Raw genomic sequence first — 22,409 nt, 5'->3', positions numbered from 1 at the left:
AAACAGCAAGGCATTTTAGGATTTGCTATAAATCGCATCAGGAGCTCAAGAGTACAGCTTACAATTACAGATAGGTATAGTTGAGTTTAAAGTAACTACATAAATTTACTACAATTTTCATACCTATAAGCTGCTATGCAACAAAGCCCTGTGTGGGTATAATTTTGACAAGATACAAAGCTTAATGGAGAAAGTTACGAACATCAGTGAAAAACATGGCAATTTTATTCTCATTTGCAGCTGCTATCACGTTTTGATCTTTCAATGAGCCACCTGGCTGAATTATAGCTGTAATTCCATGCTTTGCACTCTCTACTATACTATCTGGAAATGGAAAAAATGCATCTGAAGCAAGCGCTGCGCCTTTACATTTTTCACCTGCTTTTTTTACTGCAATATTCACACTATCTATTCTGCTTGTTTGTCCTGCACCGATGCCAATAGCACAACCGTCTTTTGCTATCACTATTGCATTGGATTTTACATGTTTACATATTTTCCAAGCAAAAATAAGATCTTCCTTCTCTTTTTTTGTTGTAGTGCATTCTGTCACTCGGTTTATTTCTTCTACTTTTACTGTATGGTTATTATTTTCTTGCACTAAGAACCCGCCAACAACATTTTTGATTTGATATTTTGCATTTTGCTGAAGAGATTGATGAATAATCACTCTTAAATTTTTCTTTTTTTGTAAAATTTTTAGTGCCTCTTTGTTTACCGATGGTGCTATCACCACTTCCAAAAATATCTCGTTTAATTTCTCTGCTAGCTTTAAATCTATCTCCCGATTGAAAGCAACTATTCCACCAAAACTGCTTATTTCATCACATGATAGAGCTTTTTCATATGCTTTTAAAGCACTATCACTAACAGCAGCGCCACATGGATTATTGTGCTTTATTATCACTGCTGCAGGTTCTTGAAACTCAGAAATTATGTTAAGTGCAGACTCTATGTCGACTATATTATTATAGCTCAACTCTTTTCCATGTATTTTCTCCAGTGGATATTTGCTAAATTGATTGCTATAAAATGCAGCTTTTTGATGAGGATTTTCACCATATCTGAGTCCTTGTGCTTTACATCCATATAAAGTAAAAAACTCTGGTAACTCATTGCTTTTACCCTGTGATAAAAACCAATTGTAAATATTAGAATCATACTGTGCAGTCAGAGCAAATGCTTTAGTTGCTAGATGTTTTCTATATTCTAATGTTGTCTGATTGTTATTTTTGATCATCTCAGCTTTCAGTGTTTCGTAATCTTGAATGCTAGAAATCACTGAAGTGAAATGAAAGTTTTTTGCTGTAGCTCTAATTAATGCTACTCCACCTATATCTATTTGTTCTATGATTTGCTTCTCACTTGAGTTGCTATTAACCGTTTTCCAAAATGGATATAAGTTAGTTATAAGCAGATCTATCGGCTTAATTTCTAGATTCTGCATTTCCTTTTCGTGCCTTTTTCGATCACAGAGTATTCCTCCATGAATTTTAGGATGTAAAGTTTTCACTCTGCCATCTAGTATTTCTGGAAATTGTGTGTAATCTGAAACTTCTTGCGTTTTTATTCCCGCACCTGATAGCACTTTATAAGTATTCCCTGTTGAGAGAATTTCTATTTGTTGCTGCATCAAAAACGATGCAAGTTCAATTATATTTGTCTTATCGTATACTGATATTAAAGCTCTTTTAATTTTCATATGGAAGGTTTCTTAAGATTATATCTAAGAAAAGAAAATTTGTCTATATATAGCTACTACGTCATACCACTGCGGTATCTCGTTGTAGATTCCGCTAACAAGCACATAGCTGTACGAACATTGTGATACAAGAGACCAAGAAAGATGTCATCCCAGTCCCCAGACACTGGGATCCAGAAAACTTCACTTTAAATGAGCACACCAGGTGGCTGTACAATAGAAACTGGATTCCAGTGTCAAGCACTGGAATGACACCATCTATTACTCAAATTACCTGCAAATTGCAATGTTCGTACACCAAAACGCGTTATCTTGTTGTAGATTCCGCTAACAAGCAGCGGAATACCAAATTGTAGAAGTTGCTTTAGCTCTCCTCACCCTCCCTTCAAAGTAGTCTATTCTATAAATTTTTTTGTTAAACTTGATTTTAAGCCACGAACAAAGTCTTTAATATCGCAAGGATTTCTTCCTTCCATTTGTACAACTTTAGGAATTAAAGTACCACCTTTTAAACTTATATGCATATTATCATTAATGATCTCACCTTGTCCTGAAGTGAAGGCTTCAAATTCAGCATCAAGTATCTTGATACGTTTGTTCTCTACCTTAATGAATGCTTTTGGATAAAATGCTTTAACCTTTCTATAAGCAATTTCACAGGCGTCACTTGCGTAAATTTTATAGTCTTTTACTTTGTCAGCATAACACGCATCGTTATCGCTCTGTTTTAAGGGAACTTGCTTTTCAATTTCGTTTAGTACTTTCAGCAGTAAATCACTACCTAATTCAGACAATTTATCATACAACGTCTTATAATTATCGCTTTTTTCAATAAGAAATTTTTTCTGTTTTAAAATAGGGCCAGAATCTAATCCTTCATCTAGCTGCATAATGCTAACTCCGGTTTCTTGATCTCCGGCTAAAATTGTGTGCTGTATCGGAGCTGCACCGCGCCACCTAGGCAGTAATGATGGATGAATATTAATACAACCATATTTGGGAATATTTAAAATTTCTTTTGGAAGTATCAATCCATACGCAGCAACAACTGCAACGTCTGGCTTAAAATTTCCAAACTTTTCTTGCTCTATCGAAGATTTTAAAGAGGCAGGAGTACATACCTCTATGTCACTTTTTTCAGCAACGATGTGTACTGGGGATTTTGTTAACCTCTGCCCACGTCCAGAAGGTTTTGGAGCTTTGGTATATACTGCTACTATTTCACTCTGTAATTTCAATAGTAAGTTTAACGCACCAACAGCAAACTCCGGTGAACCCATGAAAATAATTCTCATGGTGTTTTTGCTTTAAGCTAACTTACTATTTACAATTTCTATTAATTTAGCAAAATCATCCTTATGATTAACAGCCATCTCAGCAAGAATTTTCCTATTTAAATCAATTTCAGCAAGTTTAAGACCATGCATAAATCTACCGTAAGTAAGTCCATGTTCTCTTACTGCTGCATTAATACGTATTATCCACAAACCACGAAAATCACGTTTACAGGTTCTTCTGTCTCTGTAAGCATATTGGAGTGCTTTTTCAACTCTTTGTAATGCAATTCTATAACAATTTTTTGCCCGTCCTCTATAACCCTTTGCTAGTTTCAATATTTTTTTATGACGAGCATGAGTAGTGACTCCACGTTTTACTCGAGCCATTTTTATTTTACCTCCATTTTGTTAAATATCATAAGGCATATAAAGCTTAACTATACGCGAGTCAGATTTACTAAGAATCGTCGTACCACGCTGATTACGAATATTAGATTTACTTCTCTTTACCATACCATGTCTTTTACCTGACTGAGTAGAGATGACTTTACCCTTAGCTGTAAGGTGAAAGCGCTTTTTGACAGAAGATTTGGTTTTTAATTTTATTTTCGTCATATTCTAAACAAATTTACAAACATCACTATTTAGTTCTTTATTAGTAATTAAGTATGAGTATAGATAACTTTATTAAAAAATCAAATTAAAATTGTATTTTAAAGCAGCTTGAATGTAATCACACCCAGTATATGTGTTATACCTTCTTTATCTCCAATTGGCAACAATACTTGCCTCATTTTAACACTTTCACTTTCTTCCTCTTCGTTAATTGAGCATTTACTCTCTATTACAGTCTCAAGTTTATCAATAACTGCATCTATTTTATATAGCCGCAAAAATGGTGCATCAATTGCATACTTATCATCGATGTACATCTTTTTTTCAAAACCATAGAATTCAATAGCTTTTTCTCCTGCATTTTCACAAATATAACCTCGATCTTTAACTTCAATGATAAAACAATGCTGCCATGACTCCATGATTTCTGCAGTGTCTATTTCATGTCTTTCTGGCCATTCTCTATCTGATCCTTTTATATCACTCCAATGTTGAGTAACTATATTCACTATTCTTCTTTCTTTGCCTGCATAATTTTCCATTCGAAATTCCACATATAAAACACAGATATGAGGTAAATTTATCGTGAATGTATTGATTTTTTCTTACTAAAGGATGTAGATTATTGAAAATTCTCATCCTGTTTACACAACAGGTAATGATAAATTAAGTATAATAATTAGAGCATAAAAATTATTAAATGAGGAAACTGTAAAAAAATAATAAAAAAATTCTATTTTTGCAATATTTTGGCTAACGAATAGAATTAGTTCCACTTTCTAAAGTTATTGCACTTAATAAATAACTAGATGGAGTTTCTTCCTTAGCACTACTATGGCTTTTATTTTTTCTATTATAAAACCAACATTTAAATGGTACAGCTGCTGCGATAGCTGCTACCAAAGCTACTGTTACTGCTAACATACCTACTGTGAACACTATATTATTTTTCTCGTTTGAAGGTGTTTCCAATAATTTAAACTCTCTCAAGTTTGTATCATGAATCATAGGATTACCCAAAATATTCGTCGTATTTTGAACACTTTCTATATTTCGCATTGTAATTTCATTGCTAGCGTTTGATTTTTTCATTTCTTCCATTACTTGTTTTAAGTTTGGTAGTTCTGCTGTTGTATTTTCAATATCACCAGCTTCCAGCTTTTGCAAGTTCTCATTACTCAAAAACTCTTTGAGATACTTTTCATAAAACTCTTTGGCATTATATCTTTTATAACTTCGTATTTTTCCACTCTTGAGATCAGAAACAATATCATCAATCATCACTTTTGGATTTTCTGCATGCACTATTTCTCCTTCAGCAACAAGAATACGATAAGATGTATCGTCAAGCATACATACATACTTAAGTTTTAAATCACCTCCTCCCAATAGAAAATATATTGTTCTGTTTTGTTCTACATCTCGCAATTCTGATTCAATACTAATCCATCTATTCCTTTTTTCTTTATTGATTGATCTTTTTTTTCCTACAGTATTTTTAAATCTTCTTGACATATATGACCCCCAAGCTGACCAATATTTCCTTATGTATAAAAGATAAATTATTTAAGTCCACATCTTTTCACTAAGATTTTTATATTTTTATTATACTAAATAATACATATATTAATATCTGAACTTCTCATTGCAATTTATTATACCTTAGTAAAAACGATATAAAATTAGAGAAAGAGTTATAAAATTTTTTGTAAGACAGGAAAATTTCTTCTCCTTTGGTTCCAGAGCATATAAGTGCTGTAAGAGCTAAGTTGATGGCACTGTTGTGCCATCAACTTTGGAATTTTACTAGATGCTAATTTGAGAAGATAGATGTGCTACTGATGTAGCATTGCTGAGCAAAGATTCTATTTCTGATGTAGATCCGGAATGCTCAAGTTGAGCTTGTTCAGGAAGGTTTTTCATCGCTTTTTCAACATCGTAGCTACCTTCCCTATTTTTTCTATGCCATACAAAGTATCCTAATCCTGCAAAAGCTACTGCTAGCACTCCACCCAATATACCACCAGCAATCCCTGCTATTCCTATATACTGTTCTCCATTTATTTCGGGTAATTTAGGCCCTTCCACATCTGTGCTATTAAATATAGAATGATCTAACACTTCTTGTGAATTACTATCAAAACGGGAAACACTACTTATATCTTCAGGAGTAATTCCATAACTAGCATTTGATTCTTCTATTTCATTTATTACGTCATTAATCTCTTTAGTAGTTACTTTGCTTGATGCAAAATCGAATTCTTGTTTTGTTAAAGAAGCTGATTCGATAGTTACATCTTCCTGCATCTGATAATCAATTTCTTCAGTAGTAGATTCTCTCAATTGGCTATTTTCATCAGTTCTTTCTTTTAGCTTTTTTGAACTATCCTTACCCAATTCATCTACAAGGTTTTTTAGATATATTTTCTTAAATTCTCTATAATTATATTCTTTACCTTTTTCTATTTCTCCACTCTTAAGACCTAAAATAATTCCATCTATTGTCGATTCACGAATTGCTTGAGGAATGTCTATTGAATTTACTATTCCTGTAACCAAGCCTATCTCAGCTGCTCTAGAAGATATAGAGAGGTCTTTTACTGTTAAATTCTCTCCTTTAATTAAAAATTCTACCCTTCTGTTTTGCTCTATACTTTCCAAGTCAGATACAATTCTAATTGTTGGACCATTCATCTCCTGCTTATTTGTTATTTCTCTCTTTCGTATGCTATTCTTAGTGTTTTGGAATTTTTTTGGCATTTCACACTCCTTAAATTAATTAACAAAAATATTATTTGAATTAACAAATACTTCTCTATGTTAGTGGATAAAATATTTAAACCTATATCTTTTTATTAAAATTTTTATGTAAAAGTTACTTTTATTATACTAAGTAATGTATATATTAATATTTAGATTGATAAATTGATTTTACTTCTGTTACAACTTATTATGCATAGATAACCTCAGTAAAAACGATGAAGCTAAACGAAATTAGAGAAAGATTTATAAAATTTTTTGTAAATAATAATCACGAGCAAGTTCCTTCTTCTCCTTTGATTCCAGAGCATGATCCAACACTCATGTTTACAAATGCTGGTATGGTACAGTTCAAAAACATCTTTACCGGCACGCAAAAAACTGAAATGAAACGTGCCGTCTCAAGTCAAAAGTGTCTCAGAGCAGGTGGTAAACACAATGATCTTGAAAATGTTGGCTATACATCTCGGCATCACACATTTTTTGAAATGCTCGGAAATTTTAGCTTTGGTGATTACTTTAAAGAAACTGCGATAGAATTTGCGTGGAAATTTATTACTGAAGAATTGTCTCTTGATAAAAACAGACTATCCATAACTGTTTACCACACTGATGATGAAGCATATGAAATTTGGCGTAAGATAAGTGGCTTTTCAGATGATAAAATCATAAGAATTACAACAGATGATAACTTTTGGAGCATGGGCAATACTGGTCCATGTGGCCCATGTTCTGAAATCTTTTACGATCATGCAAATCAGGATTTGCATGAAGACGACAGAATTGTTGAAATTTGGAACCTGGTGTTCATGGAATTTAATAAAGATGAAGAAGGTAATTTACAAAAATTACCAAAAAAATGCATCGATACTGGAATGGGCCTTGAAAGAATAGCAGCTGTTATGCAGAACGTTCATGATAACTATGATATTGACCTATTTTCTGCTCTGGTAAGTAAATCGCAAGAGTACTGTGGAAATACGGAAAATAAAGTAGCTCATAAGATTATCGCAGATCACCTTCGTGCAGCTGCATTTCTCATCGCAGAAGGAGTGCTTCCTGGAAATGAAGGAAGAAATTATGTACTACGCAGATTGATCAGGAGAGCAGTACGTTATATCCACCTACTTGGATATAATGATTCTCTATTGAACCTTGTTTTTCCTGCACTCATAGATGGCACAAGTTTGGCTTATATGGGAGATGCTTATCCAGAGCTAATCAGAGCTAAAAGCTTAATAGAAACAACGTTAAAATCAGAGGAAGAAAACTTTAAAGACACTTTAATGAAAGGCATTAATCTCTTGGACAAATTCACTGCAGATTTAAAATCAGGTGACACTCTATCTGGAGAATCAGCATTCAAACTATATGACACTTATGGATTTCCTTTGGATATCACACTTGATATTTTGAAAGAAAGGAAAATAAATTTTGACCAAAAAGGTTTTGATAATGCAATGAAAGAGCAAAAAGAAAGAGCACGTGCTAATTGGACTGGATCTGGTGAAAAGTCTGTTGAACAAGTATGGTTTAATTTAATCGATCAGTTTGGCAAAACGGAATTTGTTGGTTATGAACGTGATGAAGTAAAGGATGCAACAGTACTCGCAATAATTTCCCCTAAAAATGAAATGATTGATTCTGCAAAAGAAGGAGAAAAGATAACTATTATACTTGATAAAACACCTTTTTATGGCGAGTCAGGTGGACAGGTGGGAGATACTGGAAATTTTATAAAGTCTGATGGAAGTACGTTAACAGTTGAAAATACCAACAAGATTAACGACCTATATTTACACAGATGTATAGTTGAATCTGGTTCAGTTCGTAAAGGTGATACAGTTACAGCTAGTATTAACAAAAAAAGAAGACAAGACTTAAGAAGAAATCATTCAGCTACACATCTTCTACACTTTGCACTCAGAAAAATCTTAGGTGATCACGTTACTCAAAAAGGTTCTCTAGTCGCACCAAATAGACTAAGATTTGACTTTAGTCACAATAAGCCAGTCACTCAGGATCAGCTGTCTTCAGTAGAAGATATAGTAAACTCTCTAATCAGAGAAAATCTTTCTACGTCCACAAAAGTTCAAGGTATGGATGAGGCAATAGACGAAGGAGCGATGGCCTTATTTGGTGAAAAATATGGTGATAATGTTAGGGTTGTAAAAATTGGAGATTCAAAAGAATTATGTGGTGGTACACACGTGGAGCGTACCGGAGAAATTGGTTTGTTTAAGATAGCAGCAGAATGTTCCGTTGCATCTCGAGTAAGAAGAATTGAAGCTTTAACCGGTCAAGAAGCAATTAATTATGTACGCAATAACGAAATTAGCTTAAAAAAAGTTGCAGAATGCGTAAAAGCACCAGTAAATGAAATAATAAGTCGACTCAGTATTTTAAGCCAGGAGCGCAAAGAATTTGAAGTAAAAATAAAAAATCTTTATAAAAAGCTTATCAGTGTAGAAACTGTAAAAAGTACCGAAATAAATGGAATAAATTTCGTAAGCCACACTTTCAATAACGTTCCAGGAAGTATAATAAGGGAATTTGCTCTACAGCAACAAAAACCGAAAACTGTAATAGCCTTCATGGTAACAGAAAAGGATAAAACAGTTTTGATTGTCAAAGTAAGTAAAGATTTAACTAATAAGATCAATGCAAAAGAGCTAGTATCTACTGTAACCAGAAGGGATTGCGGTGGAAATGCCGAACTTGCCCAAACAGGCTGTGATAACAATAAAATAGATGATGCCATTACAGCAATCCATAGCAAAATAACAGCTTGCAAAAACTAATACACCCTACTACCTCGGTATCTTTTAACCATGAACGAAGGTATTATGCAAATAGGGGTAGAGAAGACTTAACTGTCAAATGAGCATATCAGGTAATAAGAACTGGATTACAGCTCCATGCTCTGGAATGACATCATTTTATTCATCAAAGTAGCAGCTTTATAACGGCAGTGCACAGAGGCGTCATCAATTAGCCCTTCATTGTCATCCCAGTGTCAGCTACTCGGATGACACCATCATAGAGATCAGCTACTTGAATTACAAAAGAAGAGATACTAACCTCTTACATTCAAACTCACATAAATCATGAATTATGCATGTTTCACACGAAGGTTTTTGCGCTTTGCAAACATATCTACCATGCAAAACTAGCCAATGATGAGCATAAAGTAGGTATTTTTTTGGCACTACATTCAAAAGAGACTGCTCTGTTTTAAGTACATCTTTTTCTTTCACAAGCCCAACTCTATTGCTCACTCTAAAAACGTGAGTATCAACTGCCAATGTTGGAATACCAAGCCCTGAATTTAAGAACACATTAGCGCTCTTTCTCCCAACCCCTGGTAAAGATACCAAATCATCGAAATTAGTAGGCACTGTGCTATTGTACCTCTCAATCAATATTTTACTGAGCCCGATTATATTTTTTGCTTTAGAATTATATAAACCAATACTGCTTATGCATTTTCTCAGCTCACTTTGCCCAAGATTCAACATTTTTTCTGGCGTATCAGCGATACTAAATAGCTCCTTTGTAATTTTATTAACACTTATATCGGTCGTCCGCGCTGACAGAACTATTGCAACTAATAACGTAAAATGATTGGTATAATTTAGCTCTATTTTTGGCGCAGGATTTGATTGCTTGAATTTTTCAAATATCAGTTCTACTTTTTTTGAGTCCATGCATAGAGCTAAAAGCTTATACTATACTGTTTGCTGTGCAAATTCAATTGCTTGAGGATTAGATAGTCCTTCAATATTAACATCAGACATATCAGTTTTTACCTCATCAAAATTCCTTTCAGCAAACTCGCTTGCCACTTCCGCAAAACACTTTTTAATAAGAGGCATAACAATTGGCATTAACAGTTTTCGTGGATCATACCATCCTAACAGGTCAGTTTCCTTTTGTACCCTATCTCTTGGATCCTCTTCTAGTAAATCTTTTGTGTGCTTTTCAGCATATATTTCACAACCTTTTGAAAATATAGGACTAAATATCTCAGTAGCTAGCAGTGCTAACAATGACAAAGTACCAAATATTGTTACATCAACATAAAGACTATTAGAAATAAACCCTCTATCATCAAAGAACCTGTTCATAATCTTTTGAGGAGGAAAGAAGTAAAAGCAAATTTGTAGGCTAGTATTAAGTTTACGCTCGCAATTTTTCCAAAGTCGCCTACATTTTTCCAACCAGGCAAAAGAAGATCTCTCAACAACCCATCTTTTTGGCAATACAGCAAAGGTGCTTCACCTCAACAGTTGCACCAATAGTTACTTTCATCTGTGTTGCAAAATTTTCTCCAGTGTAGCCTGCATCAACCAGTATGTTTTTAACTTCAGAGAGACTTTCTTTAGCATTTTTAACCATTGTCAAAGCACTGCTACGATCAGTTATTTCTGCCGTTGTTATATGTGTGTCAAACCTTGTGTATCAACTGCGATATGACGCTTTATTACTGAAATTTTCTTGCCAGCATCATAACCTTTTTCTTCAGCAGTATCGGTATTTTTTACACTTTGGGCATCAATGATGCAGAAGCTTGTTTTGGTATTCCGACCACTGTTCTCTCCAACCAATTTTTTTTAAGACAATTTCTAGAACACTTTCTCTATCTTCATTCGTTTTTTTACTCCATTTCTTGAAGTAATCGTAACAATTTCGCCATCTTGGAAACTCTTTTGGAAGCATTCGCCATTGACAGCCACTTTTTAGTACATAAAGCACACCACAAAATAACTCGTATAAACCTAATCTTCTTGGCTTTGTTTTCTTTCGCACGCTTTCTAAAATTAGTCTAATCTTTTCGAATTTTTCACAACTTATGTCACTTGCATATGTATTCCTCATACTTTACCTCATGTCAACTATACCTCATCTTACCATATTCAGAGATCACTTACAGGCTCTTAGGTTAATATAAGCTTCCACTCAATTTAATACACTACAATATTACATATATTAGCTAATTTGTTAATAGATTTACAAATATTAAATTATTGCTATTCTAAATTTAAGTGTTAGTTAACTGAGTTTACAATGAGTATTAGAAATTTTTTTACCAAGGCAATCGTTCTCCTTTTAGTTTGCTTATTAATCTTTATGGGGATTGGCAATCTTTTATCAAATGATGATGAAAGGAAAGAATTAGCTAAAGTAGGAAAGGAAGTTATAACATCAGATGAATATAAATTACTATATCAAAATTATGAAAAGCAAATTTCTGGATCTGATGTAAGTAAAGAACAAGTAAAAAAGCTGAAATATGATTTACTTAACGCACTTATAGAGCAAAAACTATTGTTTAACCTAATTAGCGAACTTGGATTAAAAGTTGGAGAAGAATCTATCAAAAGCCATATAAAAAATACCAAGTACTTTCAGGACGATAAAGGAGAATTTGACCATAATAAATTCCATCAAACTCTAAATAGCCTGCATATAACAGAAAAGGAATATATAGAAAAACTAGAGAAAATCCTGCCTGCAATGATGTTCATGACTTCGTTATTTAAAGATAATTATCCGGTAACTTTTGGTGAGAGTGTTGATGAGCAGATATACAAAAATCGCTACCAAACTAGAGTAGTTGATATTGTTAAAATAACTGAGAATGCAATTACAGACGTTCCTGAACCAGATGATCAAGCCTTACTTGATTTGTATGAAAGAAATAAGTCCAATTTTTATTACCCTGAATATCGAACTGCGCAATACATTTCTCTGGATCAAAAATATTTTGAAGATCAAATCAGAATTTCAGATGAAGAGGTTGATAGTATAATAGAACATCAGGAACTTAAAAATCAAAGAGACATATTCAATGTGATATTTCCTACCAAAGAAAAAGCTGAAATAGCAAGAAGAGCACTTGAAGAAAGTAAAGCAAGCTTTGAACAAATAATAGAAGAGTTTAATAAAGTGAAACTCGATGAAACCAGAGTAAATAATATAACTAAGGATTTCTTACCTGAAAATATGAGAGAAAAGGTATTTGCTCTCAAAACAGGTGAAGTAAGTGAAGTTTTAACAAGCAATTTTGGATGGCACGTAATAAAGGTAGAAAGCATACATCAAATCTCTGATGAAGACTTGGTTGATTTAAAAAAAGACATAAGGTCAGTTTTAACCAATCAAAAGTCTTTTGAAAAAGTCAATGATTTCATAAATCAAGTGAATTATAAGATATACAATGGTGCAACGATTGAAGAAATCTCCAATAATTACAATTTACCTATACAAACCATTGGTCCAGTAGATGCTAGTGGGAAAGACCAAAGTGGTAATGAAGTAGGAAATTCCAGTGATTTCATTTCTTTCATTTTTTCACGCGAGAAAGATCAGAAGAGTTATTTTAAGGGTGTTGGAGATACTGTTGTTGGTGTGAAAATCAGTGATATCGTTCCTCCTAAATTACAAAATTTTGAAGAAAGTAGGGAATCAGCCATAAAGCTTTGGCGTAGTGAATTTATAAAAGAAAGAATGTTTAAAATGGGACAAGAAGTAGCAGTTCAACTAAGAGAAAAGACAGATTTGGAAGAAATGCAAGGTATAAAATTGGTTAAAGGCCAGCAAATACAACGCAATGAACAAAACTACCCTTTTTCTTTCATAGAAGAGATTTTCAATATGAAAACAACTAATTCGGTAACAGATCCTATTCAATACAATAATGAAATTATAATAGGCGTTCTAAAAGAAATGCATTCATCAAATGGTAAATTAAACATGCTTGATACCGGAAAACGTGTGATGATATCGCTAAAGGAACAGTTAATTAGCTATCTAAAATCAAAGTATAGAGTAGAAGTTAATCATGCTATGATTGATGATATATAAAAAAGTTTATTATCTTCCTTTTATGAGTGATTGGAGGGGGCTATATTGTATTTTTAGGTAAAAGAGGTACAATTAGTTTGACTTGAGCTGTTTATTGTATTTAAATTGTAATTAATATATGAATAAAGGTTGACATGGCAGTTAAAATAAGGTTAGCAAGGTTTGGGGCAAAGAAACGTCCTTTTTATAGGATAGTTGTAGCCGATTCACGAGCACCAAGAGATGGGCGCTTTATTGAGAGAATAGGACAATATGATCCAATGTTGCCAAAAGACAATAAAAATCGTGTTGTGGTAAAAGCTGATAGATTAAAACATTGGCTAAGTGTAGGAGCGCAAGCAACTGAAAGGGTAATGTGGTTCATTAAAAAAGGCATAGTAGATTTAGAAACAGAATCGAAAAAAATAGAAAAGAAAAAAGTTGAGAAAGTACAAGGGCAAGAAGCATAAGTCCTATTAAATGCTAAACACTGATTTAACAAAAAGTAGTAAATTAGATGATATTGTATCTTCTGATTTATTGGCTATGAATGACTTTATCTTCAAAAATGTCAATGATGAACGTACTAAGCTTGCTACCGATATTACATCTCATCTTATTAATTCAGGAGGAAAAAAGATAAGGCCTAAGCTCATTTTTATTATTTGTAAAATGCTGAATTACTCTGGAGAGAGTAGGATCAACATTGCTGCATCGGTAGAATTTATACACAACGCTACTTTACTTCATGATGATGTGCTTGATGAAAGTAAGGCACGCCATGGAGTTGCAACAGCAAATAAAATTTGGGGGAATAAATCAAGCATTTTAGTTGGTGATCTATTATTGACCTTAGCATTTAGATGGCTTATAGAATGTGGGAATTTAAGTGTTCTCTCTATTTTATCTAAGGCATCTAATTTGCTTGTCAAGGGTGAGATAAAGCAGATGACAACGCGTTTTGACCCTAACACAATTAGGAAAAATTATTTTAATATCATTGGAGAAAAGACAGCATCTTTATTTTCTGCATGCTGCGAGGCTGCATCAGTAGTATCTGGAGCCACAAGTGACGAAACAGAGAGGCTAAGGAATTTCGGGTTTAATTTTGGTATGGCATTCCAAATAATTGATGACGTGCTAGATTATACTGCTAATCAAGGCACTTTAGGAAAGCAACTTGGAAAAGATTTCTTTGAAGGTAAAGTTACTTTACCTTCTATTATAGCATATGAAAAAGGCAGCCCATCAGAACAAAAATTCTGGGAGAAATCTTTTTCTTCAGCTAGACACAATTTTGACCAAGCATTACAATATATTAATCATCATAATTCCATTCATGTTTCTATGGAAGAAGCTAAACACTATATTAATATGGCGCAAAGTAATATTGATACTTTTTCTGATTCTCTTTATAAAACTGCTTTGATTGACTTTTTAAATGCAAGCATAGAAAGACAAGGATAGCTAACGCTTGATATTTTTAGATTGATTGTTATATATTTATTAAGTTTGTAAGGGTGAATGATATGTCAGATAGTAATAAAGAGAAAAAAAAGAAATTTGCAGATATGGTCAGTAAACGAAAAGGGGATGATCAAGAAGATCAGCAAACAGGTGATTTAAGTGAAGAGCTTAATATATTAAAAGAACGTGCAGTTCAGCTTGAAGATCATTTACGTCGCGCTGTTGCGGATAATGAAAACGTTAAACGTATAATGCAAAAGCAAATTAGCGATGCAAGTGATTATGCAGTCACAAAATTTGCACGTGATATGATCGACTCTTGTGACAATTTAAAAAAAGCAATGGAAAACTTGAAAGATGATGATCCTATTCATGAAGGAATAAAAGTGGCGCACCAAAAGATTGTGAGTGATCTAAAAAAACATGGAATAGAAGAAATAGATCCAATAGGTAACTCTTTTGACAGCAATTTACATCAAGCTGTTGTGGAAAGAGAAGATAATGAAAAAGAGCCTGGTACTATTGTAGAAGTATTACAAACTGGTTATACAATTAAAAATAGGTTGCTTCGTCCTGCAATGGTTATTCTTTCTAAAAAATCTGCTGATTGCGAAAGTAACTAATAAAACACTCAAGGTATGGAAGAAGTTGTCTTCTCAGGTATTCAGCCAAGTGGAGTATTACACTTGGGCAATTATCTTGGTGCAATTAAGCAGTGGATAGGCTTGCAGGATAAATATAAATCTCTTTTTTGTGTTGTTGATCTGCATGCAATCACAGCAAATAAGCTTCCCGCAAATGAATTAAAAAATAATATTTTTAAAGCAGCAGCAACTTATATTGCATGTGGAATAGATCCGGAAAAGTCGATTATTTTCAATCAATCCGCAGTTAGTGGTCATGCAGAATTGGGCTGGCTGCTAGGGTGCTATACACCAATTGGTTGGCTTAATCGTATGACTCAATTTAAAGATAAGGCTGGAAGCGATAGACAAAAAGCTTCTCTTGGGTTATATAGCTACCCAGTACTTATGGCTGCGGATATATTGCTGTATCAAACTAAATATGTTCCTGTTGGCGATGATCAAAAACAGCATTTAGAACTTGCACGTGATATTGCATCAGCTTTTAACAATCATTATAAATGTAGTCATTTCATCATACCTGAAATCTTAACTTTGGATTGTACATCAAGGATAATGAGCTTAAGAGATGGAGCAAGCAAGATGAGCAAATCTGATTCTTCAGAATACTCATGCATTAACCTTGACGATACAGATGACTTGATTGTCAAGAAAATAGAAAAAGCAAAAACAGATTCAATTCTAGGCTTTGATTTTGCTACTTTAAAGTGCCGTCCAGAAGTAAACAATTTGGTAAACATTTATTCAGTGCTTAGTGATTTAAATGTGGAAAAAGTGTGTGAAGAAGTGAATAAACATGATATGAAACACTTTAAAAAAGAGTTAGCTGACTTAATCATCAGTGTTATATCACCCATACGTGAGAAGTTGAACGGTCTTTTGAAGGATCAGCTCCATTTACATAAAATATTAAAAGAAGGTACAGAAAAAGCAGCAGAGATTGCAAATAACAATATAAAAAAGATCAAGGATATTATAGGGTTTGTTCAATAGGTTACAACTATTTCTTCCCATGGCTTTCAAATCGTGCAGCTATTTTCTTTACACTAACATGAGTGAGAAGAGGTTTTTTACTAACCGGAAGTTTAGAATCGGACTTTGCTGTTATGGGGTTCATTTTAGATCTTTTATTTCCTACCGGAAATGAGTGAGATTGGGAGGCAGTTTCTTGCGATGGTGCAGGATCTTTCTTCATACCGATATCTGCTTGTGTTGCAGGGGTGGCTTTGCTCTTAGCAACTTGATTTTGCTCAAATTTTCCTACTATTGACTTTACTCTACCGTCCTTCTTGTTATTTACTTTTTCTTTTATAATAACCGCTTTTACTTCTGATGCTGCTTTATCAGCAGATTTTTTCAGGATTGGTTTACTTTCAGCTGATTTTTGCGAAGTCACTTCTACTATTATTGGTTTCGTGCTCACTTGTTGATCAACAATATCTAGCCTTTTAGGATTTGACAGTATTTCAGATTTATCTTCTTTAGTTTCTTGCCTAATTTCTTGATTGGTAGCGTTTAGCGCTGGTGGCTCTGGAGCCTGTCTCTTTTTATATCCTCTTCTTGTTCCTGCATTTTTCTTAGGTTTCGTTTTGTGAGTTGGCTCCTTTTTAGCTAACTTTGAGTCTTCCGAATCTTTTGTTGAAGATTTACTACTTTTCTCTTGATAATTTGATATTTCCTCATGTCCAGACTCTTCACTTAATGAACTTTCATAGCCTGAATCTTCAGGAGATACATTCTCTATTTCTGGTTTAAAGTGTACCTTTTTTGAGGCAGTAGGAGGTGGCGGAGGTGCTGTTGTTGGCCGTTTTATTCTCTTCATAACTAATTTTCCTACCGGCTGTTTTCCTTCTTGCAGCTTAGGAGTATCTTCCTTCTGCTTTGATGTCGTTTTATTTTCCGTGCTTACTTCGTATGATTTATGTTCTTTATTGCCTTTTCCACTCTGTTTCGAATCTAAAATTTCTTTAAGTCCTTTCTTGAATAGATTAATTGTACTTAAAATATTTGTGTATTCGGCTGCTTTTTCTATAGTGAAACCTGATAATTCATCACCAACAAAATTTTTTATGTCATTATCATTAGTTGGAATATCTTTTCCCAAGACTCTATCTAATATCCCTTTTAATGTTCCAATAAAACCGAGTGGCTTTGTGCTCAAAGGTTCTACATAATTATTCAAGTCGCTATATATAACAAATTTGGCTACATCTTTTGCGTTGTTTGTAAAATTCTTCAGAGCTTGAGATAAATCTTTCAGTGTTTCATCATATTGTTCATTAATTTTTTTTGTATCCTTCAGCTTTATGACTCTTATCAAAGAATTGAGATTTTTATCATAATTGTCACTTTTAAATAGATCACTCATACCAATTACTGTTTATCGTTTACTCAAATATAAATTCAAAGTATTAAGACCGAGTAAATGTTATATGACTTATCCTCTGACTCATAAACGCTTGCATTCCTTAATGTGCAAAAAATTTCAATAATCAGCAATAGTATAGAAATCCAAAAAACAAGTAGCTAACACTGGAATCTAGGAATTATGATTGGGCACAAGTTGATGAGTATAGTTGTTTTATGTTGAAATACAGCATTTATGGAAAGATTAGATGTCAGTCTAGAATGACACCCTTTCTGGAAAACTCGGATTACAGTGTTTGTATAACTTAATAATTAGAAACTAAAGGAGTTCTTTTTTAAAAAACTTAAGTTATACTTATAAGTATTTGATATCTTTTGTAGTGATTATGTCGAATTTAAGCTGCCTTTATGGCGATAATGTCGAATTTGTGGAAGAAATTTATAGCCGTTACTTGCAAGGCGATAAATCAATTGGAGAAGATTGGTACAGAATTTTTTCGAGCAATTTAGAAGTTAATAAAGCAGAACCCTGCAGAGCACAGAATGAAGCTAAGGTAGATGTTGATGATTTAGCAAATTTTTTCAGATTTTATGGTCACTTTTTTGCAGACTTAAATCCATTATCACCGCATGTAAATAAGGAAATAGATTATCAAAAATACTTGAATCTTTCTCCTACAAGTGACACTAGAATCTACAGAGATATTTACTGCAAGAATATCGGTTTTGAATTTATGCATATTTCCTCTTATGAGGAAAGAGTTTGGCTGCAGGAGAAAATTGAAAATCAGGTCTATACGCTAAGCCCTCAGGATAAAAAAGAAATACTAAGGCACTTGATTGAATCTGAGATGTTCGAGCAATTTCTCCATATGAAATTTCCTGGATATAAGCGTTTTTCTATCGAAGGTGGGGAGTCAGCCATTGTTGCAATTGAAAGAGTTATTAGTGATTCTGCAGCTTTTGGTATTGAAGAAATAGTTCTTGGTATGGCCCACCGAGGACGGCTCAATGTTCTAACCAAAGTGATGGGAAAAGATTATGCGGCAATGCTGTCTGAATTTCAAGGCAACCTTGCATATCCAAGTGGTCTTGAGGTGTCTGGTGATGTCAAATATCACCTTGGTTACTCTTCTGATCGAGCACTTGCTGGTGGTAAAAAAATACACTTAAGTTTATGTCCTAACCCATCTCACCTTGAGGCGGTAAATCCGGTTCTAGCTGGAAGAGTAAGAGCAAAACAAAATACGAGATCTGTGCTTGGCATATCAATTCATGGTGATGCAGCTTTTATCGGGCAGGGAGTGGTTGCCGAAACCCTTACTTTGAGCAACATTGAAGGTTATACAGTAGGTGGTATCGTGCATATTGTTATTAATAACCAAGTTGGTTTTACCGCCAACCCATCCTGCGCACGCTCATCTTTTTATTGCACTGATGTAGCAAAATCAATAGAAGCTCCAATATTTCATGTTAATGGAGATAATCCAGAAGCTGTGAGTTTTGTTGCGAATTTGGCAATGGAGTATGTGCAGAAATTTAAAAAGGATGTGGTGATTGACATAATATGCTACCGCAAATATGGCCATAATGAAGGCGATGAGCCAAATTTTACTCAGCCACTTATGTATAAAGCAATATCAAAGCATAAAACTCCAGGCACGCTGTACGAAGAGAAGCTGACTGCAGAGAAAGTGCTAGGTAGCGATGAAGTAAGTAAATTACGCAGCGAATTTAGAACAAGATTGGATAAAAGCCTTACTGAGTCAACGACTTATACTCCAAAAAAAGCTGATTGGTTTGATGGAGTGTGGTTAAAACTCAGGAGAGCAAAGTTGAACGATTTGAGTGAATATTATACGGACTCTGGTGTTTCACCAGATGAGCTAAAAAAATTAGGTGTACACATAAATAGCAATATTCCAAGTAGTTTTAATCTCAATAATAAAGTCAGAAGAATACTTGATGGCAGAATAGAAAGTATAAATTCCGGTAGCAACATAGACTGGGCAACTGCTGAAAGTCTTGCATTCGCGTCATTGCTTAAAGAAGGAATAGGAGTGCGCTTGTCAGGACAAGATTCTGGTCGCGGTACCTTCTCGCACCGTCATTCAAGACTTGTTGATCAAGTAACAGAAGAAACGTTTATTCCACTGAACAACATAAGTGAGAAGCAAGCTCGCTTTGAAGTTATAGATAGCGCACTATCTGAGTATGCTGTGATGGGTTTTGAATATGGATATAGCCTTGATTCTCCTTATTCACTTGTGCTCTGGGAAGGGCAGTTCGGTGATTTTGCAAATGGCGCGCAAATTATGATCGACCAATTTATCTCATCTGCAGAAACAAAGTGGTTGCGGTCAAGTGGTCTAGTTCTACTTTTGCCTCATGGTTATGAAGGGCAGGGGCCTGAGCATAGTTCTGCTCGTATAGAGAGGTTTTTGCAGCTCTGTGCAGAGGATAATATGCAGGTGGTTAATTGCTCTACTCCTGCGAATTATTTTCATGCTTTACGCCGACAAATTAATCGAGATTTTCGTAAGCCTTTAGTGGTGTTTACACCTAAATCACTATTGCGTCATAAAAGCGCAGTTTCTAACCTTTCTGACTTTGAAGGAAAATTTCTTACGGTAATTCCAGAGTGTAGAACAGGTTTAGTTGCAAGTGATAAAATACGTAAAGTTGTAATATGTAGTGGTAAAGTTTATTACGACATAATTGAAATGCTTGAAGCACAAAAAATAAACGATATAGCAGTAGTGCGTTTAGAACAATTTTATCCATTCCCGGCCGATAAACTAAACAATGAACTCGAAAAATATAAGAACGCTGAAATTATATGGTGTCAAGAGGAACCAAAAAATATGGGAGGATGGTTCTTTGTCAACCCATTGATAGAAGAGGTATTGTCTGGCCTCAATGCTCAAGCAAAAAGACCTAAGTGCATTGCAAGACCTGCTGCTGCATCTCCTGCATGTGGTTATGCTAATATCCATGCTCAGCAACAAGCAGAAATTTTGAAGCAAGTTGCGCAGGTACAACTGTACAAACACTGAGCGGCTTCAAGCAGACTTATTAATTAGACTCTAGCACTTAGATAACTTACAACAATCAAACCTTTTATATAATTATACAAATATAAAAAGACTTTTATTTTTTTATAAAAGTATAATATTTATTAACATTTTCATTTATTTTTCTTAATATAGTTAATATAGTTAATATTAACTATATTAAGATATATATGAAGACAGAAATATTTGAGAGGCTAATAGGGCAAACTAGACTACGCAGCGATAGCAAGGCTAAAATCATACGGTTAAATAGAGACAAAAAGGCTTTTATAGATGAGGATAAAAAGTCTATCGAATTAGCTGAGGCTATTTTTGCAGAAAATAATATGTTTCGTTTTCGTAAACCAGGTCCTGCTACGGATTACATTTTGCACAAACTAATAAATGATAGAAAGCTTCTCGAGGAAATGAAAGATAGAGGTACAAGTATAATACGTCTTTTTTCTTTGCTATCAATGTATCGTGGTCTTCCTAAGTGCTATGTTGTGAGAAAAGAAGGGTGTATTACTGAGTTTGGAATACTTACTTATATTGACGAATGTTTAGAATCAGTACCTTTAGAAGACTTTATACTTATTGAGTCTGCTTCGTACCTAGAGTACATTTTGTTTGAGAATGATGATATTAGAAATAGGTTAGCTGAAGATTTGACTGAAGATAAAACAAAATTAGATATTTTCGTAAATGGAATTTTAGCAATAAATAGCTCGGATTTAGTATTATCTTGTATCAACACAATCGAGGCTTTTAATGAGGAAGCTAGAAATTTTGTCAATCACATACAGAAAACCAATAGGATGGACTACCTCTTTAAGGAAAATGGTACAACACTTGTAAAGTTAGTTCTAAAAGAATTATTAAAACTTTCTATTTTACAAGAAAGAGAAAACACTACATTAGAATTTCCTCAAATTTCGAGTGTGGAACATTGTAATGGACGATAGGCTTTAAAATATACTGAGGCTCATTTAAATATGAGCCTCAGTATCGCTTAACTTTTATGGAGCATACTTTAACTTTATTTCACTTCCACCAAGGGAATATTGTTCCAGCTATTGCTGCCATAGTTATCAATAGAAGCGTTTAGGTAATCTGTATCAAATCGTACTGGTACATCAAATTCGAAGCTTGCGGTGATTATTGTGCCTTTTGCTGGTGGTTTCATAAATGCTATTTCTCCAGTTGAATAATTCACTGAATATTTTTCTGTCTTTTCACCATCTAGGTAAATTTTTATTGTATCATGCACTGGCTTTTTAATAGTTCGTGTATGCTTGTCTTTTCCACTTATGTAAGTTTTCATCATTTGAAAGATCGTTTTTTTATCGTCTCCTATGCCAATTTCTTGATTGATAACTGTAAAGTCTGACCAATCCTTAAAACGAAATCCTATTGCTTTACCTTTTCGTGCCTGAAAAAATGTTATGAGTTCTGTTAGCTGCTCGTTTGACCTAACTCCATAAGCTATGTTATACCTGGCACGTGCACGAGACCAATTGATATTGCGCTGCTCACAACCATTATGAGTTGTTACAACGTCAGTGGAAAATTCAGGTCCTCCAGTAGAGCCATAAGATATATTTTCTGGAAATCTAATTTCTGTAAATGACATATGTCCTCCTGTAAAAATAAAGTTGAGTTGATATAGATGAAGTAG

Annotated in this window: 18 protein-coding genes and 3 pseudogenes; 9 read left to right on the top strand and 12 right to left on the bottom strand. The window is 34.0% G+C overall.

Features of this window, described 5'->3' with window-relative positions; translation table 11 throughout:
* Window positions 1-181 precede the first annotated feature (181 nt).
* A complete protein-coding gene (purH, locus tag ONG78_RS07190; protein ID WP_264378018.1) occupies window positions 182-1,702 on the bottom strand; it encodes a bifunctional phosphoribosylaminoimidazolecarboxamide formyltransferase/IMP cyclohydrolase in 1,521 nt (506 codons plus the stop codon).
* 152 nt (window positions 1,703-1,854) lie between these two features.
* Between purH and ONG78_RS08060 the strand changes: the two are divergent.
* A pseudogene (locus ONG78_RS08060) lies at window positions 1,855-2,010 on the top strand (WPE palindromic element domain-containing protein); the annotation flags it as partial.
* A gap of 87 nt (window positions 2,011-2,097) precedes the next feature.
* Here the strand turns inward: ONG78_RS08060 and fmt are convergent.
* The 6 genes from fmt to ONG78_RS07155 form a co-directional block, all read right to left on the bottom strand.
* Window positions 2,098-2,997, bottom strand: coding sequence for a methionyl-tRNA formyltransferase (gene fmt, locus ONG78_RS07180; RefSeq protein WP_064085375.1), 900 nt, complete (start codon window positions 2,995-2,997; stop codon window positions 2,098-2,100).
* A gap of 12 nt (window positions 2,998-3,009) precedes the next feature.
* Window positions 3,010-3,366 (bottom strand): 50S ribosomal protein L20, encoded by a 357-nt coding sequence (rplT, locus tag ONG78_RS07175; RefSeq protein ID WP_063630562.1) that lies wholly within the window; start codon window positions 3,364-3,366, stop codon window positions 3,010-3,012.
* A 21-nt stretch (window positions 3,367-3,387) separates the two neighbouring features.
* Complete coding sequence (gene rpmI, locus ONG78_RS07170) at window positions 3,388-3,594, bottom strand: 50S ribosomal protein L35 (RefSeq protein WP_264378016.1); 207 nt, start codon at window positions 3,592-3,594, stop codon at window positions 3,388-3,390.
* Window positions 3,595-3,692: 98 nt separating this feature from the next.
* Entirely contained in the window at window positions 3,693-4,136 is a 444-nt protein-coding gene (locus ONG78_RS07165; RefSeq protein ID WP_007302082.1) for a PAS domain-containing protein, read from the bottom strand.
* Between the two features lie 211 nt (window positions 4,137-4,347).
* Complete coding sequence (locus tag ONG78_RS07160) at window positions 4,348-5,109, bottom strand: hypothetical protein (protein ID WP_264378015.1); 762 nt, start codon at window positions 5,107-5,109, stop codon at window positions 4,348-4,350.
* Window positions 5,110-5,400: 291 nt separating this feature from the next.
* Window positions 5,401-6,354 (bottom strand): hypothetical protein, encoded by a 954-nt coding sequence (locus ONG78_RS07155; RefSeq protein WP_264378014.1) that lies wholly within the window; start codon window positions 6,352-6,354, stop codon window positions 5,401-5,403.
* A gap of 218 nt (window positions 6,355-6,572) precedes the next feature.
* On the opposite strand from ONG78_RS07155, the gene alaS reads away from it, so the two are divergent.
* Complete coding sequence (alaS, locus tag ONG78_RS07150) at window positions 6,573-9,155, top strand: alanine--tRNA ligase (protein ID WP_264374980.1); 2,583 nt, start codon at window positions 6,573-6,575, stop codon at window positions 9,153-9,155.
* A gap of 258 nt (window positions 9,156-9,413) precedes the next feature.
* Here alaS and nth read toward each other — a convergent pair whose 3' ends face one another.
* The 3 genes and pseudogenes from nth to ONG78_RS07135 all read right to left on the bottom strand — a co-directional run.
* The gene (gene nth, locus ONG78_RS07145) at window positions 9,414-10,061 is read right to left on the bottom strand and encodes an endonuclease III (RefSeq protein ID WP_264374981.1); all 648 of its coding nucleotides are present in this window, start codon (window positions 10,059-10,061) and stop codon (window positions 9,414-9,416) included.
* 21 nt (window positions 10,062-10,082) lie between these two features.
* A pseudogene (locus tag ONG78_RS07140) lies at window positions 10,083-10,454 on the bottom strand (molecular chaperone DnaJ); the annotation flags it as partial.
* Between the two features lie 42 nt (window positions 10,455-10,496).
* Window positions 10,497-11,232, bottom strand: a pseudogene (locus tag ONG78_RS07135) (IS5 family transposase); the annotation flags it as partial.
* Between the two features lie 189 nt (window positions 11,233-11,421).
* Here ONG78_RS07135 and ONG78_RS07130 point away from each other — a divergent pair.
* From ONG78_RS07130 to trpS, 5 genes are all read left to right on the top strand, one after another.
* On the top strand, window positions 11,422-13,221 hold the full coding sequence (locus ONG78_RS07130) for a peptidylprolyl isomerase (RefSeq protein ID WP_264378012.1): 1,800 nt from the start codon (window positions 11,422-11,424) through the stop codon (window positions 13,219-13,221).
* 134 nt (window positions 13,222-13,355) lie between these two features.
* The gene (gene rpsP, locus ONG78_RS07125) at window positions 13,356-13,670 is read left to right on the top strand and encodes a 30S ribosomal protein S16 (RefSeq protein ID WP_006015540.1); all 315 of its coding nucleotides are present in this window, start codon (window positions 13,356-13,358) and stop codon (window positions 13,668-13,670) included.
* A 10-nt stretch (window positions 13,671-13,680) separates the two neighbouring features.
* Window positions 13,681-14,667, top strand: a complete 987-nt coding sequence (locus tag ONG78_RS07120) for a polyprenyl synthetase family protein (protein WP_264378011.1) — start codon at window positions 13,681-13,683, stop codon at window positions 14,665-14,667.
* Between the two features lie 62 nt (window positions 14,668-14,729).
* Entirely contained in the window at window positions 14,730-15,290 is a 561-nt protein-coding gene (locus tag ONG78_RS07115; RefSeq protein ID WP_010402249.1) for a nucleotide exchange factor GrpE, read from the top strand.
* Between the two features lie 15 nt (window positions 15,291-15,305).
* Complete coding sequence (gene trpS, locus ONG78_RS07110; RefSeq protein ID WP_064085384.1) at window positions 15,306-16,304, top strand: tryptophan--tRNA ligase; 999 nt, start codon at window positions 15,306-15,308, stop codon at window positions 16,302-16,304.
* A gap of 7 nt (window positions 16,305-16,311) precedes the next feature.
* Here the strand turns inward: trpS and ONG78_RS07105 are convergent, their stop codons facing one another.
* On the bottom strand, window positions 16,312-17,679 hold the full coding sequence (locus ONG78_RS07105; protein ID WP_264376293.1) for a hypothetical protein: 1,368 nt from the start codon (window positions 17,677-17,679) through the stop codon (window positions 16,312-16,314).
* Between the two features lie 385 nt (window positions 17,680-18,064).
* On the opposite strand from ONG78_RS07105, the gene ONG78_RS07100 reads away from it, so the two are divergent.
* Window positions 18,065-20,734, top strand: coding sequence for a 2-oxoglutarate dehydrogenase E1 component (locus ONG78_RS07100; RefSeq protein ID WP_264374954.1), 2,670 nt, complete (start codon window positions 18,065-18,067; stop codon window positions 20,732-20,734).
* Between the two features lie 188 nt (window positions 20,735-20,922).
* On the top strand, window positions 20,923-21,696 hold the full coding sequence (locus tag ONG78_RS07095) for a hypothetical protein (protein ID WP_213863778.1): 774 nt from the start codon (window positions 20,923-20,925) through the stop codon (window positions 21,694-21,696).
* Between the two features lie 74 nt (window positions 21,697-21,770).
* Here ONG78_RS07095 and ONG78_RS07090 read toward each other — a convergent pair whose 3' ends face one another.
* On the bottom strand, window positions 21,771-22,364 hold the full coding sequence (locus tag ONG78_RS07090; RefSeq protein ID WP_264378010.1) for a TIGR02217 family protein: 594 nt from the start codon (window positions 22,362-22,364) through the stop codon (window positions 21,771-21,773).
* Window positions 22,365-22,409: the final 45 nt, after the last annotated feature.

This window comes from Wolbachia endosymbiont (group B) of Philonthus cognatus (genome assembly GCF_947179345.1).
Lineage (GTDB): Bacteria > Pseudomonadota > Alphaproteobacteria > Rickettsiales > Anaplasmataceae > Wolbachia.
Note: the sequence above shows the minus strand (reverse complement) of the source record. Positions and strands in the feature narration are given on the sequence as shown.

Coding starts and splice junctions, on each gene's coding strand:
- purH (WP_264378018.1), bottom strand. CDS start 1,702: ATGAAAATTAAAAGAGCTTTAATATCAGTATACGATAAGACAAATATA.
- fmt (WP_064085375.1), bottom strand. CDS start 2,997: ATGAGAATTATTTTCATGGGTTCACCGGAGTTTGCTGTTGGTGCGTTA.
- rplT (WP_063630562.1), bottom strand. CDS start 3,366: ATGGCTCGAGTAAAACGTGGAGTCACTACTCATGCTCGTCATAAAAAA.
- rpmI (WP_264378016.1), bottom strand. CDS start 3,594: ATGACGAAAATAAAATTAAAAACCAAATCTTCTGTCAAAAAGCGCTTT.
- ONG78_RS07165 (WP_007302082.1), bottom strand. CDS start 4,136: ATGGAAAATTATGCAGGCAAAGAAAGAAGAATAGTGAATATAGTTACT.
- ONG78_RS07160 (WP_264378015.1), bottom strand. CDS start 5,109: ATGTCAAGAAGATTTAAAAATACTGTAGGAAAAAAAAGATCAATCAAT.
- ONG78_RS07155 (WP_264378014.1), bottom strand. CDS start 6,354: ATGCCAAAAAAATTCCAAAACACTAAGAATAGCATACGAAAGAGAGAA.
- alaS (WP_264374980.1), top strand. CDS start 6,573: ATGAAGCTAAACGAAATTAGAGAAAGATTTATAAAATTTTTTGTAAAT.
- nth (WP_264374981.1), bottom strand. CDS start 10,061: ATGGACTCAAAAAAAGTAGAACTGATATTTGAAAAATTCAAGCAATCA.
- ONG78_RS07130 (WP_264378012.1), top strand. CDS start 11,422: ATGAGTATTAGAAATTTTTTTACCAAGGCAATCGTTCTCCTTTTAGTT.
- rpsP (WP_006015540.1), top strand. CDS start 13,356: ATGGCAGTTAAAATAAGGTTAGCAAGGTTTGGGGCAAAGAAACGTCCT.
- ONG78_RS07120 (WP_264378011.1), top strand. CDS start 13,681: ATGCTAAACACTGATTTAACAAAAAGTAGTAAATTAGATGATATTGTA.
- ONG78_RS07115 (WP_010402249.1), top strand. CDS start 14,730: ATGTCAGATAGTAATAAAGAGAAAAAAAAGAAATTTGCAGATATGGTC.
- trpS (WP_064085384.1), top strand. CDS start 15,306: ATGGAAGAAGTTGTCTTCTCAGGTATTCAGCCAAGTGGAGTATTACAC.
- ONG78_RS07105 (WP_264376293.1), bottom strand. CDS start 17,679: ATGAGTGATCTATTTAAAAGTGACAATTATGATAAAAATCTCAATTCT.
- ONG78_RS07100 (WP_264374954.1), top strand. CDS start 18,065: ATGTCGAATTTAAGCTGCCTTTATGGCGATAATGTCGAATTTGTGGAA.
- ONG78_RS07095 (WP_213863778.1), top strand. CDS start 20,923: ATGAAGACAGAAATATTTGAGAGGCTAATAGGGCAAACTAGACTACGC.
- ONG78_RS07090 (WP_264378010.1), bottom strand. CDS start 22,364: ATGTCATTTACAGAAATTAGATTTCCAGAAAATATATCTTATGGCTCT.